Here is a 16,836-nt window from a genome sequence, read left to right as displayed (position 1 = left end):
AAGCCGCACGCACCCGGCTGTCGTCCGTGCTGGCACGTACTCCCTCGTGCCTAGTCGTCGGCGGCCGACGACCGGGCCCGAAGATGCGCCAGGACCGCCAGCACCCGCCGATGCGTCGTCGCGCTCATCTCCAGCTCGAGCTTCGTGAAGATCCGGCTCGTGTGGGTCTCGACCGTCCGGACGTTCGAGTCGAGGAGGAGGGCGATGGTGGCGTTCGAGTGCCCCTCCGCCACCAGCGTCAGGACCTCCCGCTCCTTGACGGTCAGCCGGGTGACCGGGTCCGCCCGCCGCGGCGTCTCGAGCACTCGTCGTACGACGTCCGGGTCGACGACGGTCCCGCCGGCAGCCACCCGCCTCACGGCATCGACCAGGTCCTCCGGCTTCGCGATGCGCTCCTTGAGCAGGTACCCGACGCCGCGGTGGCCATCGGTCAGCAGGTCCATCGCGTGGTGGGTCTCGACGTACTGCGACAGCACCAGGACACCGACGTGCGGATGGGTGCGCTTGAGCTCGACGGCGGCGTCGAGGCCCTCGGTCGTGTGGGTCGGGGGCATCCGTACGTCGAGGATGACCACGTCCGGCCTGGTCTCGTCCACGATCGCCACGAGGTCGGTGGCGTCGGCGAGCTGGGCAGCGACGTCGAGTCCTTCTTCGTCGAGCAGGCGGGCGATTCCTTCACGCACAAGGGCGGCGTCATCGACCAGGACCACCCGAATTGCCTGCACCTTGCCAATTATGGACCCCCGGAGGCAGTGGCGCAGCGGCTTCGCGCAGGTCAGGCTGGGCACGTGGTGATCACGAGGCTCCGGCCATGGCGACTCGGCGACCGGCATGCCGCACAGCGGCTGGTCGAAATGGTCGCCGACCTGCAGACCGTCGGGCCCGGAAACACCCTCCGCAACGCACTGCGCAGGTCCCTCGGCGACCCCGACCTCGACATCGTCTACCTCCGCGTCGGGAGCGGCGGCTGGATCGACGAACGCGGCCAGTCCCTGACGGCACCCGTCAGCACCGACGGGCGCTCGGTGACACCGATCGACCGCGGCGGGAAGCCGATCGCTGCGCTCATCCACGACCCGGCGCTGCTGCGCAACCGGGGGCGCCTGAAGGCCGCGGTCGACGCGGCCGCCCTGGCCTTCGAGAACGAGCAGGAGCGAGCCGACCTGCGCGCCGAGGTCGCCGACCTCCGAGCGTCGCGAGCCCGGATCCTGGAGGCCATCGACCTCGAGCGTCGGCGCACCGAGCGCAACCTGCACGACGGCGCCCAGCAGCGCCTGGTCGGAGTGGCCCTGATGCTGCGGCTGGCCGGCAACCGGTCGATCGCCGACGCTGCGCTGGCGGCGATCCTCACCAGCGCGGCGGGCGAGCTCGACGGCGCCATCGGCGAGCTGCGCGAGCTCTCCCGCGGCATGCACCCGGCGATCTTCGGGGCCACCGGCCTGGTCGGCGCGCTCGAGTCACTGGCCGAGCGGCCGGGACTGCCGGTCGAGCTCCGGGTCGACGTACCGACTGCCCTGTCGGACCTGGTTGAGGTCGCCGCCTACTACGTCGTCGCGGAGGCGCTCACCAACGCCACGAAGCACGCCGACGCCACCCACGCCGTGGTCGAGGCCACCCTCACCGCGGCGGGCCTGCGGATCGCGATCACCGACGACGGTCGCGGCGGCGCCGCACCCTCACCGGGCTCGGGGCTCGAAGGCCTGTCCGACCGCGTCGCGGTCCTCGGGGGGCGACTCGAGATCGAGAGCCGTGCGGGGGAAGGCACCACGATCAGCGCCTGCATCCCGCTCGCCGACCACCCGGTCACCGTCCGCGACCCGTACAGCCTGGCCGCCCTGCGCTGGGTGGGCTGGGAGATGTACGAGCTCCCGGCCGAGACCTACGACCAGCTCACGCAGGAGGACCAGCGATCCTGGGTACGGGCGATGTTCGCCGCGGCCGGGGGCGTCAGCCGCATCACGCCGCGCCAGCGCGAGTGGGCGCTCGGCTTCGAGGCCGCCGCGGGTGCCGCGCCGTGGGTACTCGACGACCTGCGCGCTTACGACGTCGACGAGGACCTCGAGACGGTCATGGCGTTGCCCGGGATGGCCGCGGGCGGCCGGGGTGTCCTCTACTGCACCTTGCGCATGTGTACGGCGGACGGCGACCTCACCGCCGACGAGCTGGACCGGATCACGCGGGCCGCCGACGCGCTCCGGCTCCCGCGCCAGCTCCTCACCGACCTCCGGCACCTCGTCGACCAGGAACGGACGCTCCAGGACCAGCGCTTCGAGCTGCTCGTGGCGCCCGCGCTGACCCGGCCCCTCACTTGAAGCGGTTCCACTCCTCCAGGACGACCAGCGTCTTGGTGCTGGAGATCTGACCACCCGAGCGCAGCTGGCTGACCACCCGCCGGAGGTCCTCCACGCCGTCGACCCGGATGCGCAGCAGTGCGTCGGGGTCACCGGCCAGGGTGAGCACCTCCTCGACCTCCGGGATACCGGCGACGAACTCCATGATCTGGGCGAGGTCCAGGTCGTCGGCGAACTGGAGCTCGGTCACCGCCTCGATCCCGCTGGCGATCCGCCCGTGGTTGATCTGCACCGTGTAGCGCTCGATCACGCCCATCTTCTCCAGGCGCGCGATCCGGCGCTGCACGGGCGCGACGGTCAGTCCGACGATCCCCGCGATCTCCCGCAGGGGGCGGCGGGCGTTCTCACGCAGGAGATCGAGGATCGCGCGATCGGTCCGGTCGAGAACAGCTTGGTCGGTCACGCAACAAACACTACGTCGGACAGGTCAGTCGTTGCGCCCAGCAGTGCGTGTTCATCCCTTTCCTCGTCTGATCGCGGCAAAGAAGGCCCGCATGTCATCGGTCAGCTCGACGATCTCGACGTACGGCGCCCCCCAGCGAGCGCCGTCGACGTACGCGAAGGACATCAGTCCCCCGGCCATCACGCCCTGCTGGACGATCTCCAGGTCGGCGCTGCGTGCGCGTTCGAGCGCGGCCGCGAGGTCGTCGGTCTCGAAGCAGAGGTGGTGCAGGCCGCCGCGCGACCACTCGGGTCCCGCCTGGTCGAGGAACTCCGAGTAGATCGACTTCCCCGCCACCGGCTGGATCAGCTCGAGTTGCAGGTCGCCGGCGTAGGCGAGCGAGACATGGGCGGTGAAGTCCGCAGGGGCCCCCCGGTAGGTCGCCTCCCCGGGGCCGAAGTGGACATCGACCATCCGCGTCCACTCCCCGACGCCGAAGTGGTCGGCATGGAAGGCCTCGGCGGCCTCGATGTCGGCGACCACCCAGCAGAGCTGGACAACGGGACCGGAGACGATGGTCATCGCGGACCTCTCTTCAGTTGATCACGGGACTTCCACGGAAGGCATGATTAAGACATTTGCTTTATTCTGTCAAGTCACCCACCTAGGATGGGCCCATGACCGTCACCCGTCCCGACGCGACCGCACAGCCCTCAGGCTCGACCGGCGCACGCGACCTGCTCCTTGCCGCCGCAGAGCGGCTGATCGGCGAGCGCGGTCTCGAGGTGTCGCTCCGGGAGATCGCGGTGGCTGCCGGCCAGCGCAACAACTCCGCCGTGCACTACCACTTCGGCACCCGGGACGCCCTCGTGGAAGCGGTCGTGGAATTGCGCCAGCAGGCCCTGGAGCAGGAACGACTGGAGCGCCTGGTCCAGCTCGACGCCGACGGCGGCACGGACCTCCACTCCCTCGTCGAGGTCCTCGTCGCACCTGCATTCCACACGCCGTACGCCATGGGCGCCACCCACTACGCCCGGTTCCTCGAGAAGGTCCGGGACCACCCCGCCCTGGAGAGCTCAGCGCTGGAGAGCCGCCAGTGGCCGGCGACCAAGATGCTGATCGGCCGGATGGCCAAGGCCCTGGACGATCTCCCGCCCCGGCTGGTCGAGCTTCGACTGCGGTCGATGATGTCGGCGATGTTCGCGCTGCTCGCCGACGCCGAGCGGCAGCTGGAGCGGGCAGGGCGGCGGCCGAAGGCGGCCGCCGCCGCGCCGGTGGTCGACATGCTGGTCGGCATGCTCACCGCACCGCAGGCTCCCTGACTGTCCGGTGCTCGCAATCTCCGCGACGGGAGATCGGCGCCACCCCCCAGTGGCGCCGATCTCCCGTCGTCACGGTCGCGGGTGCGCCATCAGGAACGACCAGGCCTTGGCGTGGAGGTCGTCCAACGCGGCGCCGGTCGGGTAGGCATGCCCGTTGGCGTGCGCAGAGCCGTAGGTCCGCCACAGCACCCGGACACCGTCGTCACAACCGCCGTGGACAGAGCCGTTCGCGCCGTACGGGTTCGGGTCCGCCGTACCGGTCGTCGAGCAGCCGTTCCTGGCGACCCACCAGTCCTTCTGATGAGCGCTGAGTGAGCCGAACAGTGGGTCGCTCTCCGCACCGAAGGCGGCGAATCCAACGCCACGACTCAAGGTGCACGGGTTGTTGAAGTAGTCGAGCGACGACGAGATCGTGCTGGCGCCGGCAGCGAAGGTGCTCTCGGCGTCGCACAGCATCCGCTGCGCCATGAAGCCCCCGAGCGAGCCGCCCTCGACGAAGACCCGGTCGGCGTCAACGCAGTACTTGCCCTTGATGTCGGCGACCACCTGCTTGAGGAACGCGACATCGGCCGAGCCCTGCCCCACGTTCCACGCCTGGCCCCAGGCCGAACCGGCAGGGTAGGCGACGATGAACTTCTCGCTGTCGGCGTACCCGCTCCAGCCGGAGGTGACCTCCTGGAAGAAGGCGTTCGATCCCAGTCCGTGCAGGTCGACCAAGAGAGGCGTGCTCCCGGTCAACCCCGTCGGCACGTGCAGGTTGTAGGACCGGAAGCCCTGGTCCCACCCGGCCCAGACGGTGACGGTCCTGGTGCCGTTCGTCGTGGTGGTGCTGCAGGCTGCGGCCGCCGAGCTGACCGGTGCCGCCACACCGAACAGGGCGAGCGTGCTCCCGAGCAGGGCGCCCAACAGCAGGGCTGATGCAGTACGACGTCTACGCATGATCTTCCTCCGACGATGGACAGCAGGACCAGATCCGGACGCTAATCCACTTGCTTTAAATCAGCAAGGCACGCTGCTTGATACCCTCAAGGGAGCGGCTTACGCTCTCGCTGTGCGCAAGAACCTCATCGCCGTGGCCGCAAGCGTGATCGTGACGGTGGGCCTGCCCGTCACCCTCGGCACTCCGCCCGGATCAGCCGCTGCCCCCGAAGCCCCGGCGGGGACACCGGCCACCATCCCGGCGCTGCAGGAGTGGACCCCGGCGACAGGGGCATTCACGCTCCGTGCCGACCCACGCGTCGTCGTCGCCCACGAGGACGCCGACGCACTGGGCGCGGAAGCGCACCTCCTCGCGACCGATCTCGCCCGGATGACGACGACCACGCCGAGCGTCGCCACCGGCGCCGTACCCCGGCCCGGCGACGTCGTACTGTCGCTCGACCCCGATCCCACGCTGGGCACGGAAGGCTATCGACTCGACGTCGGCGACACCTTCGCGATCACGGCACCGACGACGACCGGTGCCTTCTACGGCGGGCGGAGCCTGATCCAGCTGATGCGCCAGGGCACCACCGTCCCCGCTGGCGCCGCGACGGACCAACCGCGCTACCCCGATCGGGGGCTCATGGTCGACGCCGGGCGCCGCTACTTCCCGCCCTCGTTCTACCACCGCCAGATCCGGCAGATGGCCTACCTCAAGCTGAACCTGCTGCACCTCCACCTCAGCGACGATGCCGGGCTCGGCGTCGAGAGCACGCGGCACCCCGAGTCAGTGGCTCCCCAGCACCTGACGAAGGACGAGATCCGCGACATCGTCGAGCTCGCGCAGCAGCACCACATCCGGGTGATGCCCGAGATCGACATGCCGGGACACATGACCGGCATCCTTCGCAGCCACCCCGAGCTCCAGCTGCGGAACGCGTTCGGCCAACCGCAGGCCAGCCGACTGGACGTCACCTCTCCCTCTGCCCGCGCGTTCGCTCGCGACCTGATCGACGAGTTGCTGCCACTGTTCCCCGACGCCGAGTGGCACATCGGCGCGGACGAGTACATGCCGGCCTACGAGTACCCGCTCCATCCCGCGCTCGCGACCTACGCGCGAAAGAAGTTCGGGCTGTTCTCCAACGGCAAGGACGCCGTCCATGACTTCGTCAACGAGATGGCGGCCCACCTCCGGGCGAATGGCCGCGCCCCACGCATCTGGAACGACGACGCCGGCGGAGGCTTTGCCGTGCGCCTCGACCCCCGCATCGTGGTCGAGTGGTGGACCGACTTCACGCCCCTTTCGGGCCTGATCCCGCCCAGCCCCCAGCGGTTGCTCGACCGTGGGCACCGGGTCCTGAACAACGGCTGGTGGCCGACGTACTACGCGGCTCGCGGCCTGCCGGCCCCCGACTTCAACCAGGCCTACGACAAGTGGCGAGTGCACGACTTCTACGGAACCCTCTACTACAACTCGACGATCCAGGCGCCCCCACAGTCGGTTCGGCCCGACGAACCGGACAACCTCGGCTCCAAGCTCGCGATCTGGAGCGATGGCCCGGTCATGACGGACCAGCAGATCCTCGACGGAAGCCTGATCGGCCTGCGGGTCGTCGCCCAGAAGACCTGGAAGTCGCCTTCGCCCGCCGGCTACGACCGGTTCGTCGCGATCGCCACGGCCATCGGTGACGCGCCAGGCACTGCCGAGGACTGAAGCGCGTCGACTGCGCAACAAACAGGAGGCTCTGCATCCGATCCGTTGCGCGGTACTGGCCTCAGACCCTCCGCGGATTGCGGATTGTCGCCAAACTCGACGACACAGGTTGTGATCCACCCCACCGAAGGCGCACGCTCGTGCGCGTGACCGAATTGTTGAACCGCCCGGCCTCCGAGCCGACGCCGTCGTACGACCTCGACGACCGGTTCCGCGTGGGTGCACCCCCAACGCTGCTGACCGGCGTGCAGGCCATCGCGCGCCTGCTCGTCGAGCACCGCGCCCTGGACCGCCGCCGCGGACTGCACACGGCGTCGTTCGTCTCGGGCTACCAGGGCAGCCCGCTCGGTGGCCTCGACAAGATGCTCGCCGACATGCAGGACGTCCTGGACGAGAACGACATCCGCTTCGTCCCCGGCCTCAACGAGGAGCTTGCCGCCACGGCCGTCTGGGGCAGCCAGGTCGACCTCCCGGCCGCCAACGCGACGCACGACGGCGTCACCGGTTTCTGGTACGGCAAGGGACCGGGCGTCGACCGCGCCACCGATGCCCTGCGCCACCTCAACATGTACGGCGTCAACCGGCGCGGGGGCGCCGTCCTGCTGGTCGGAGACGACCCCGCCTCGAAGTCCTCGACCGTCCCGGCCGTGAGCGAGCGGTCCCTCGCCGCGCTGGGGATTCCCGTCCTGTTCCCCCGCAACGCCAGCGAGATCGTGACGCTCGGGCTGCACGCGATCGAGATCTCGCGGGCCTCGGGCTGCGTGGTCGCCCTCAAGATCGTGGCCGACGTCGCGGACGGCGCCTGGGTCGTCGACGGCACCGACCTGGACGTCTCACCGGTCATCCCCGCCATCGAGTGGAACGGCCTGCCCTACGTCTACACCCAGAGCCCGATCGTGCTGCGCCCCGCGATGATCGTCGGGGCCGAGGCCGAGCTGGTCGGCCCCCGCACGGAGGTGGTGCGCGCGTACGCCGCCACGAACCACCTCGACGTCGTCGACGTCGACGTCACGGGCGCGAGCACCGGGTTCATCGCGTCCGGGAGCTGCTACGACTCGATGCGCCAGTCGATGACGGACCTCGGCATCACCGACGAGGCGCTCGCCGCGGCAGGCATCCGTGTGCTCCGGCTCGGCATGATGAGCCCGGTCGACCCGTCGGTCATCCACCGGTTCGCCGACGGACTGGACCGCATCGTCGTCATCGAGGACAAGACCTCGTTCATCGAGGCCCAGATCCGCGACATCCTCTACGGCACGCCCGCCGCCCCGCAGGTCCTCGGCAAGCGCGACGCCGCCGGGATGCTGCTGGTGCCCGCGGACGGCGAGCTCACCTCCGGGCGGCTGCTCGCGCCCATGCGCCACCTGCTCCAGGGTGTCGTCGAGCTGAAGCCGCCGGCCGCGAAGCGCACGCCGCTGCCGCTGCTCTCGGCCAGCCGCGGCGCGTACTTCTGCAGCGGTTGCCCCCACAACCGCTCCACCGTGATCCCCGAGGGCTCGATGGGTGGTGGCGGCATCGGCTGCCACGCCATGGTGACCATCTCCGACCGCCCGGAGAGCGCCGTGACCGGCGTGACCCAGATGGGCGGCGAGGGCGCCCAGTGGATCGGGCAGGCGTGGTTCACCGACGCCCCGCACATCTTCCAGAACGTCGGCGACGGCACCTTCTTCCACTCCGCCCAGCTGGCCGTCCAGGCCTGCATCGCGGCCGGCGTGAACATCACCTACAAGGTGCTCTACAACGACGTCGTCGCCATGACCGGCGCCCAGGACGCCGAGGGTGCGCTGTCCGTGCCGAAGCTGACCCACAAGCTGCACACCGAGGGCGTCGCGAAGATCATCATCTGCGCCGACGAGCCCGACCGGCACCGCAAGCGCGACCTGGCGCCCGGCACCCTGCTGTGGGACCGCGACCGCCTCGACGAGGCGCAACGGATGCTGCGCGACATCCCCGGCGTGACGGTGCTGATCTACGACCAGCACTGCGCCGCCGACGCGCGCCGCCAGCGCAAGCGCGGCTCGCTGCCCACCCGCACCAAGCGGGTCGTCATCAACGAGGCCGTCTGCGAGGGCTGCGGCGACTGCGGCGTGAAGAGCAACTGCCTCTCCGTCCAGCCCGTCGACACCGAGTACGGCCGCAAGACCCGCATCGAGCAGACGTCCTGCAACACCGACTACAGCTGCCTCGACGGCGACTGCCCGTCGTTCGTGACCGTCGAGACGGCACCCCGCACCCGTCGTACCCTCCGCAAGGCGAAGCGCCAGGAGACCCGGACGACCAAGGCCGCGAAGAAGAAGCGGACGTACCCGACGCCGCCGACCGTCGCCGCCAGCCCGGCCGAGGAGCGGGTCACCGCGACCCAGAACGTCTTCATGGTGGGCATCGGCGGCACCGGCATCGTGACCGTCAACCAGGTCCTCGCGACCGCCGCCCTCCGGGCCGGGTACGCCGTCGAGTCGCTCGACCAGACGGGCCTGAGCCAGAAGGCGGGGCCGGTCGTCGGGCACCTGCGGTTCGCCGACGGCGACCTCGAGCCCGCCAACCGGCTGACCCCGGGCTCGGCGGACTGCTTCCTCGGCTTCGACCTGCTCACGCTCGCCGAGGACCGCAACCTCGTCTTCGGCAGCGCCGCCGCGACCCGCACGGTCGTCTCGACCAGCCGCACCGCCACCGGTGCGATGGTCCACGACGTGACCGTCCAGCACCCCGAGGAGGCCGGCCTCCTCGACCGCGTCCGGACCGCGAGTGCCGAGCTGTTCGACTTCGACGCCCTCGAGGCGGCGGACCGGATCTTCGGCAACACCGTGGCCGCGAACTTCCTCCTCGTCGGTGCAGCCCACCAGACCGGTGCGCTCCGGCTGCCGGCCGCCGCCATCGAGGAGGCCATCGGGATCAACGGCACCGCCGTCGCGGCCAACATCGCGGCCTTCCGGTGGGGACGCGCCGCGGTCGCCGACCCGGCCGCCTTCCGCGCCGCCAACGAGCGGACCGCCGTCGTCCGCGAGCGGCCGGTCCCGGCATCCGTCGCGGCGTCCGGCCTCGACGGCGAGCTGCTGCGCCTGGTCAGCCTGCGCGCCGCCGACCTCGTCGACTACCAGGACGAGAAGCTCGCCGACGGGTACGTCGCGCTCGTGGCCCAGGTCGCCGCGGCCGAGCGTGCGGTGACGACCGAGACCCGGTTCAGCGAGGCCGTGGCCCGCCACCTCTTCAAGCTCACCGCCTACAAGGACGAGTACGAGGTCGCCCGACTGCTGACCGACCCGGCCTTCCTGGCCGCGACCGGCGAGGAGTTCCCCGGTGGCACCGTGGCCTTCCAGCTGCACCCGCCGGCACTGCGTGCCCTGGGTCGCGACAAGAAGATCAGCTTCGGTCCCCGCTCGCACGGCACCCTGCGCACCCTGGCCCGGATGAAGCGCCTGCGTGGCACCGCCGCCGACCCGTTCGGCCGCGCCCACCTGCGCAAGGTCGAGCGGGAGCTGCGCGACCACTACCGCGCGCTCGTCGCCGACCTGGCCTCTGCTCCGGGCGGTCTGGCCGGCGACTACGAGCGGGCCGTGCGGATCGCCGAGCTGCCCGACCTGGTCCGTGGCTACGAGCACGTGAAGCTCCGCAACGTGGAGAAGTACGCCGCCGAGCTCACCGAGCTCGGGGTGCAGCCGCCGGCGGTCGCCCTGGCCTGATCGGAGCGCGCGTTCGTACTTTCCTAAGTCTATCGAGTAACCTCACTTTGACCGGACGGTCAGAGGAGGCGTCGTGGGACGACGAAGGACAGGCGAATTGCGGGCGGCGGTCGCCGTGAGCAGCGACGCGCTCATCGGCATCGACCAGGACGCGGTGACGCCGACGCCGCCACCCGGTGTCACCCGCCGGGTGGAGCGACCCAACGTCCTGGTGGTCACGATCGACGACCTGGCCACCATCGACATGCCGTACCTGCCGCGCGTGCGGCGGCTGATGGAGAAGGGTGGCGTGGCCTTCAGCGACGCCATCGCACCGACGCCCCTGTGCGCCCCGTCGCGCGCCTCCCTGCTCAGCGGCCAGTACGCCCACAACCACGGCGCCCTCTCGGTCAACGGCCCGAACGGCGGCTACACCGCGTTCGCCGACCACGGCACGCTCGCCACCGCCCTCCAGGCGGCGGGCTACGACACGCTCTTCACCGGCAAGTACATCAACGGCTACGGCAAGGACGGCACCGACCACGACGTGCCGCAGGGCTGGACCGACTGGCGCGCAACGGTCGACCCGTCGACGTACAGGTTCTTCAACCCGAAGCTGAACGTCAACGGGACGCTGGTGCGGTCGAAGGGCTACACCACCGACGTGATGACCCGGCACGCCCAGGACATGATCAGCGCCGACCGCGGCGACAAGCCGTGGTTCGCGTGGGTCAACTACGTCGCGCCCCACGTGGGCGGGCCGGCCGGCCCGGGCGACCCGAAGAAGCTGTACCCCGGCACCCCTGCGGGCAAGTTCGAGACCACCGTGCCCGACCCGAAGGACCGCGGCCACTACCGCAAGGTGCCCCTGCCCCTGGTGCCCAGCTCGTTCCCGGACGGCGACCCGTCCGTCCCGGCCCACGCGCCGGCCAACGCGCAACGCTTCGACGCACTGGAGAAGCGCGCGCTCGACGTCGTCTACCAGCGCAGGATCGAGGCGGCCCGCAGCCTGGACCGCGCGATGGGCAGGTTGTTCCGCACCCTGCGCCGGACCGGGCAGCTGGACCGCACGCTCGTCATCTTCCACTCCGACAACGGCTACGCCATCGGCCCGCACAACATGAACGGCAAGCGCTTCCACTACGACGAGTCGCTCCGGATCCCGCTCTACATGCGGGGTCCCGGCCTGCCGCGCGGCGTCGTGGTCGACACCGCCGTGACCGTCCCGGACCTGACCGCGACGATCTTCGCCGCCACCGGGGTCTCGGCGCCCCGGCCTCTCGACGGCGTCGACGTGCTGCCCTGGATCGACGCACCGACACAGGTACGGGTGGTGCCGGTCGCGGCCTGGCGAGCCGTCGGCGTCGGCCTCACTGCCCTCGGGATGTACGCCGGCGTCCGGGTCGGGCCGTGGACGTACGTCGAGTACCGCCGCGGCGGCGTGGAGCTCTACGACCGCAACGCGGACCCGTACGAGATCCACAACCTCGCCGACGACCCGGCGCACGCGCGGGTCCGGGCCGCGCTGGCGTCCCTCACCGCTCGGTACCGCGACTCCGGCGGCGAGACCGCCCCGCTGGAGATGTACGACGCAGCGCAGCTGGAGCGGCTACACACGCAGCCACGCCAGGACGGCGCGGACCCGGCGGTGGTCGTCGGTGTCGGCCGGCAGGTCGAGCTTCGCGAAGATGCTGTTGATGTGCTTGGCCACGGCCTTCTCGCTGACCACTAGCGACTCCGCAATCCCCGCATTGGCGCGGCCTTCGGCCATCAGGGCGAGGACCTCGCGCTCGCGCTCGGTCAGCCGCTCGATGGGCGAGTCCTTGCGGCGTTCCATCACGGCCGCCACGACCGAGGGGTCCAGCACCGTGGCGCCGTCGGCCACCCGTCGTACGGCGTCGACGAACTCGGCGACGTCGGAGACCCGGTCCTTGAGCAGGTACCCCACCGCACCCTCGCCGCTCGCCAGGAGCTCGCGGGCGTAGAGCTGTTCGACGTACTGCGACAGCACCAGCACCGGGAAGCCCGGCCGCGCCGCCCGCACCGCGATCGCGGCGCGCAGGCCCTCGTCGGTGAACGTCGGCGGCATGCGTACGTCGACCACGGCCGCATCCGCGCGGGGGTCGGCGAGCGCGCGCTCCAGCTCGGGGAGGTTGTCGACCGCGGCGATCACCTCGAAGCCCTTGGCCTCGAGGAGCTGGGTGAGGCCGGCGCGGAGCAGGGCGTGGTCCTCGGCGAGGACTACGCGGAGGGGCGGCACGGGATCTCCCAGTTGACGACGGTCGGGCCACCGACCGGGCTCGACACGGCCATCGTGCCGTCAAAGGCGGCCAGGCGCGCGGCAATTCCCTGCAGGCCGGTGCCGGTGCGCGGGTCCGCACCACCGCGTCCGTCGTCGCCCACCTCGCCCCTCAGGACGCCATCGGAGTGGTGGAGGCGCACCCAGGTCCGGGCGGCACTCGCGTGCTTGGTGGCATTGGCGAGGCACTCGGCGACGGTGAAGTAGACGGCCGACTCGACCGGTGCCGGCAGCCGTGTGTCGACGGCAAGGGAGAGCTCGACGGGCACGGCCATGTCCAGCGCCAGTGCGGAGACGGCGCCGGTGAGGCCGCGGTCGGCCAGCACCGGCGGGTGGATCCCGCGGACCACGTCACGGAGCTCGCCGAGCACCGCCGACGAGTTGGACCGCGCGTCGAGCACGAGGCGACGGGCCGTCTCGGGGTCGCTCTCGAACAGGTCCTCGGCCAGACCCAGGCTCAACGACACGGCGGCCAACCGGGCCTGGGGGCCGTCGTGCAGGTCGCGCTCGATCCGGCGCAGCTCGGCCGCCGAGTGGTCGACCACGACGGCGCGGGACTCGGTCAGCACCTGTACACGCTGCTCGAGGCGTTCGGTCCGGCCGACCGTGAGGATCGCGCGGTCGACCGTCGCCCGGGCGCGCATCAGCGGTCCGACGCCGTACCACCAGACCGGCCAGGTCACCACGCCGACGAACAGCACGAGCGCCAGCAGCGAGATCGCGAACCCGAACGTCATCGCCCAGAGCATCCAGAGGATGTCGCGCCAGGTCATCGGGTCCGTGGCGCGCGTGTGGAGGTTGCGCAGCAGCCCGCCCGGCAGGGGGTGGTACGGCGCCGCCAGCGGCATGCCGAGCAGCCGGCCCGCGATCGACCGGTGGACGCCGACCAGGGCCCGCATCAGCGGCAGCAGGCCCGCGAGCAGGAGCACTCCCACCCACACCACGACCAGCACCGCACTGACCTTGACCAGGACGAAGACGACCACCACCGGCACGAACAGCAGCAGGTGCAGCGCGGCGTACCCGGTGGCCGCCCAGGGACCGGCGCGCAGGTCGTCGGCGTGGGACGGGCCATCAGTCATGGGCCCAGTCTCTCGCGTCGGCGGCTGCCGGACAGTGGTGCAGGCACCACCCCGGGTCGGGACGCTCCACCCCTGACCCACGGCGCCCGGGGCGATTCGCTGGAGGCCACAGCTTCCCAGCCCCCAGGAGTCCCGATGTCCAACCCCCTCGCCCAGCTACCGACCCGCGCGGCGCGCTGGAGCGCCACCCATCCGTGGCGCGCCATAGGCGCCTGGTTCCTCCTCGTGGCCGTCGCCGTCGGCCTCGCCATGACCGTGTCGACCAACGAGGTCAAGGACGCCGACTACCGGATCGGTGAGTCCGGCCGCGCCGAGGCGTTGCTCGACAGTGCCGGCCTCGACCATCCGCCGACCGAGAACGTGCTGATCACCAGCAGGTCCGGCGACCTGGACGGCGCCGACGCCCAGGCAGCCGCCGCCGAGGTCGCGTCCTCGATGGCCGACGTGAAGGGCGTCGTCGGTGTCGGGGACGCCATCGCCAGCGACGACGGCAACGCCCTGCTCGTCCCGGTCGAGCTCACCTCCGACGAGATCGATGCCGAGCCGCTGCTCGATGCGACGGCCGCCGTACAGAAGGCACATCCGGGGCTGGTCGTCGAGCAGGCGGGTGACGTCACGATCGACGAAGCCATCAACGAGCGCGTCGCCGAGGACCTGCACTCCGCGGAGTTCATCAGCCTGCCGATCACGCTGGTGCTGATGCTGCTGGCGTTCGGTGCGCTGATCGCCGCCGGACTGCCCGTCCTGCTCGCCGCGACGAGCGTCGCCGCCACGATCGGGATCAGCGCACCGGTGTCGCTGCTCGTGCCCGCCGAGCCCACGGTGACCAGCATGATCGTGCTGATCGGCATGGCCGTCGGCGTCGACTACTCACTCTTCTACCTCAAGCGGGAGCGCCAGGAACGGGCCGCCGGACGCTCCACCCTCGACGCCGTCGCGATCGCCGCCGAGACCTCGGGCCACGCGATCCTCGTGTCCGGTGGCGCCGTGATCGCCGCACTGGCGGGGCTGTTCGTGCTCACCGACGTCACGTTCAACTCGCTCGCCACCGGCTCGATCATCGTGGTGGCCGTCGCCGTGCTCGGCTCCATCACCGTCCTTCCGGCACTCCTCGCCAAGCTCGGCCGCTGGGTCGACCGGCCGCGGGTTCCGTTGCTCTGGCGCCTCACCCGTCGTACGACGACCGGCTCCATCAGCGGACGGTTGCTCGGCCCCGTGGTCCGTCACCCCGTCGCCGCCCTGGTCGTCGCCTCGGTGGGCATCGTCGCGCTCGCCGTCCCGGCGTTGTCGATGAAGACCCACCAGGCCACGCCCGAGACCCTGCCCGGCGACATCCCCACGGTGCAGACGTTCAAGGCGATCACGGCGGCGTACCCGAGCGAGGGCACGTCGGCCCAGGTCGTCGTCACCGGCGCCGACCCGTCCGCCGCGAAGGCGGCCCTGGAGCGCCTCGCCGACGAGGCCGGTCGCTTCGACGACTTCGCGACGGCCGGTGCTGAAGTGCAGGTCTCCGACGACGGCAACACGTCGGTGCTCGACCTGCCGATGCCCTACGAGGAGTCCGACGACCGCGCCACTGCGGCGATCGAGCGGTTGCGGACCGACCTCGTGCCGGCCGCACTCGACGACCTCACCGGGGCGGAGCACGCCGTCGGCGGCAGCGCGGCCGAGGCGCTCGACAGCTCGGAGAAGCAGTCGGAGCGGATGCCGTTCCTGCTCGGGTTCGTGCTGCTGCTGACGATGGTGATGATGATCGCCGCGTTCCGCAGCGTGCTGCTCGGCGTGGTGTCGACCGTGCTCAACCTGGCGTCGGTGGGCGTCGCGTTCGGCATCCTCGCGGTCGTCTTCCAGCACGGCGTGGGCGAGTCGCTGCTCGACTTCACCAGCCCGGGCTTCGTCATCGACTGGATCCCCGTGTTCGTCCTCGTGGTGCTCGTCGGGTTGTCGATGGACTACCACGTGTTCGTGCTCAGCCGGATCCGCGAGCTCATCGACTCCGGTCTCTCTGCGAGGGACGCCGTCCATCGGGGCATCGCCGACACCGCCGGCGTGATCACCAGTGCTGCGGCGGTGATGGTCTCGGTGTTCGCGATCTTCGCGACACTGTCGATGATGGAGATGAAGATGATGGGCGTCGGCCTCTCGGCCGCGATCCTCATCGACGCGACGGTCATCCGCCTGGTCGTGCTGCCCGCGATCCTGGTCCTGCTCGGGGACCGGGCCTGGCCGAGGCGTCGTACTCCCGTCGCGTCGAGCGCACCGGAGTTGCCGCCCACGTCGTGGGAGTCCCAGAACGGGGTGCTGGTGCCGACCGGCCGCTGACCCTGCACGTGCCGGCCCGGTGGTTGAGGTGCGAGCGAAGCGAGCCTCGAAACCCCCGGGCCGGCAGCACTGTTTCAATGAGCCGGTGCTGCACTCCTTCCACCTGGCCGAGCTGCCGCCCCGCTCCACGAGCCGCGCGATGCTGCGCCCGCCCCGCGCGGGCGTCGTACCCGGCCTGAAGCATGCGGAGACCCTCGCGATGATGCGCCTCGGTTCACCGACCGTGTCACTGGAGCGGATGCAGCTGCGCCGGCTCGCGGTGTTCGCTGCGTGGGAGGACGAGGCCGCGCTCGAGTCCTTCCTGGCGACGCAGCCGCTCGGCCGGCAGCTCGCCACCGGCTGGCACGTGCGGTTGCAGTTCCTGCGGAGGTACGGCGAGGTGGCGGCCCTCGCGCCGCTGCCGCAGAAGGCCGGTGACTGGGACCCGGAGGAGCCGATCGTCGCGGTCACCCTGGCCCGGCTGCGCCTGCGCGAGCTGCCCCGCTTCCTCAGCTGGGGCAAGCCGGTCGAACGCCTCGTGGCCGGTCACCCGGCCGCGGTCTTCTCCACCGCCGCGATGCGCCCGCCGCACACCTTCTCCACCTTCTCGATCTGGCGCACCGTGCGGGAGATGACCGAGATGGTGCACGGGCGCAGCGAGGGAGTCGGCGAACAACCCGCCCACACGGTCGCGATGGCCGAGCAGCGCCGGCGCGAGTTCCACCACGAATCGGCGTTCATGCGGTTCCGGCCGCTGTCGGAGCACGGGACGTGGCAGGGACGAACGCTGCTGCCCTGACGGCAT

The 16,836-nt window shown here is 71.0% G+C and carries 12 protein-coding genes and 1 pseudogene; 7 read left to right on the top strand and 6 right to left on the bottom strand.

The features are described from left to right. Positions 1–50: 50 nt before the first annotated feature. Positions 51–725 carry a response regulator transcription factor gene (locus ACOACQ_RS16080; RefSeq protein ID WP_378597288.1) on the bottom strand — a complete coding sequence of 225 codons (675 nt, stop codon included), beginning with the start codon at positions 723–725 and terminating at the stop codon, positions 51–53. A 63-nt stretch (positions 726–788) separates the two neighbouring features. Between ACOACQ_RS16080 and ACOACQ_RS16075 the strand changes: the two genes are divergently transcribed. Then, entirely contained in the window at positions 789–2,312 is a 1,524-nt protein-coding gene (locus ACOACQ_RS16075; protein WP_378597287.1) for an ATP-binding protein, read from the top strand. Here ACOACQ_RS16075 and ACOACQ_RS16070 read toward each other — a convergent pair. Continuing rightward, entirely contained in the window at positions 2,305–2,754 is a 450-nt protein-coding gene (locus ACOACQ_RS16070; protein ID WP_378597286.1) for an Lrp/AsnC family transcriptional regulator, read from the bottom strand. The genes ACOACQ_RS16075 and ACOACQ_RS16070 overlap by 8 nt on opposite strands. Before the next feature lie 51 nt (positions 2,755–2,805). Further along, positions 2,806–3,315 (bottom strand): VOC family protein, encoded by a 510-nt coding sequence (locus ACOACQ_RS16065; RefSeq protein WP_420288749.1) that lies wholly within the window; start codon positions 3,313–3,315, stop codon positions 2,806–2,808. Between the two features lie 95 nt (positions 3,316–3,410). Here ACOACQ_RS16065 and ACOACQ_RS16060 point away from each other — a divergent pair, with 95 nt between their 5' ends. Then, positions 3,411–4,055, top strand: a complete 645-nt coding sequence (locus tag ACOACQ_RS16060) for a TetR family transcriptional regulator (protein WP_420288748.1) — start codon at positions 3,411–3,413, stop codon at positions 4,053–4,055. Positions 4,056–4,124: 69 nt separating this feature from the next. Here the strand turns inward: ACOACQ_RS16060 and ACOACQ_RS16055 are convergent, their stop codons facing one another. Further along, entirely contained in the window at positions 4,125–4,994 is an 870-nt protein-coding gene (locus tag ACOACQ_RS16055; protein ID WP_420288747.1) for an alpha/beta hydrolase family esterase, read from the bottom strand. Positions 4,995–5,106: 112 nt separating this feature from the next. Between ACOACQ_RS16055 and ACOACQ_RS16050 the strand changes: the two genes are divergently transcribed. From ACOACQ_RS16050 to ACOACQ_RS16040, 3 genes and pseudogenes are all read left to right on the top strand, one after another. Continuing rightward, positions 5,107–6,690, top strand: coding sequence for a family 20 glycosylhydrolase (locus ACOACQ_RS16050; protein ID WP_420288746.1), 1,584 nt, complete (start codon positions 5,107–5,109; stop codon positions 6,688–6,690). Between the two features lie 146 nt (positions 6,691–6,836). Next, positions 6,837–10,370 (top strand): indolepyruvate ferredoxin oxidoreductase family protein, encoded by a 3,534-nt coding sequence (locus ACOACQ_RS16045; RefSeq protein WP_378597280.1) that lies wholly within the window; start codon positions 6,837–6,839, stop codon positions 10,368–10,370. Between the two features lie 73 nt (positions 10,371–10,443). Then, positions 10,444–11,871 (top strand): annotated as a pseudogene (locus tag ACOACQ_RS16040) (sulfatase); the annotation flags it as partial. 87 nt (positions 11,872–11,958) lie between these two features. Here the strand turns inward: ACOACQ_RS16040 and ACOACQ_RS16035 are convergent. Both ACOACQ_RS16035 and ACOACQ_RS16030 read right to left on the bottom strand, forming a co-directional pair. After that, positions 11,959–12,609, bottom strand: a complete 651-nt coding sequence (locus ACOACQ_RS16035; RefSeq protein WP_378597279.1) for a response regulator — start codon at positions 12,607–12,609, stop codon at positions 11,959–11,961. Further along, positions 12,591–13,730 (bottom strand): sensor histidine kinase, encoded by a 1,140-nt coding sequence (locus ACOACQ_RS16030; RefSeq protein ID WP_378597278.1) that lies wholly within the window; start codon positions 13,728–13,730, stop codon positions 12,591–12,593. Before ACOACQ_RS16030 ends, ACOACQ_RS16035 begins: the two co-directional genes overlap by 19 nt. 135 nt (positions 13,731–13,865) lie before the next feature. Here ACOACQ_RS16030 and ACOACQ_RS16025 point away from each other — a divergent pair, with 135 nt between their 5' ends. Together ACOACQ_RS16025 and ACOACQ_RS16020 are read left to right on the top strand one after the other, a co-directional pair. Next, the gene (locus ACOACQ_RS16025) at positions 13,866–16,052 is read left to right on the top strand and encodes an MMPL family transporter (protein ID WP_378597277.1); all 2,187 of its coding nucleotides are present in this window, start codon (positions 13,866–13,868) and stop codon (positions 16,050–16,052) included. Positions 16,053–16,137: 85 nt separating this feature from the next. Next, positions 16,138–16,830 (top strand): hypothetical protein, encoded by a 693-nt coding sequence (locus tag ACOACQ_RS16020; protein ID WP_378597276.1) that lies wholly within the window; start codon positions 16,138–16,140, stop codon positions 16,828–16,830. Positions 16,831–16,836: the final 6 nt, after the last annotated feature.

This window comes from Nocardioides sp. CPCC 206347 (assembly GCF_048654605.1).
In the GTDB taxonomy this organism is placed as follows: Bacteria; Actinomycetota; Actinomycetes; order Propionibacteriales; family Nocardioidaceae; genus Nocardioides.
The sequence above is the reverse complement of the archived record's forward strand: the minus strand, read 5'-3'. Positions and strand labels throughout refer to the sequence as shown.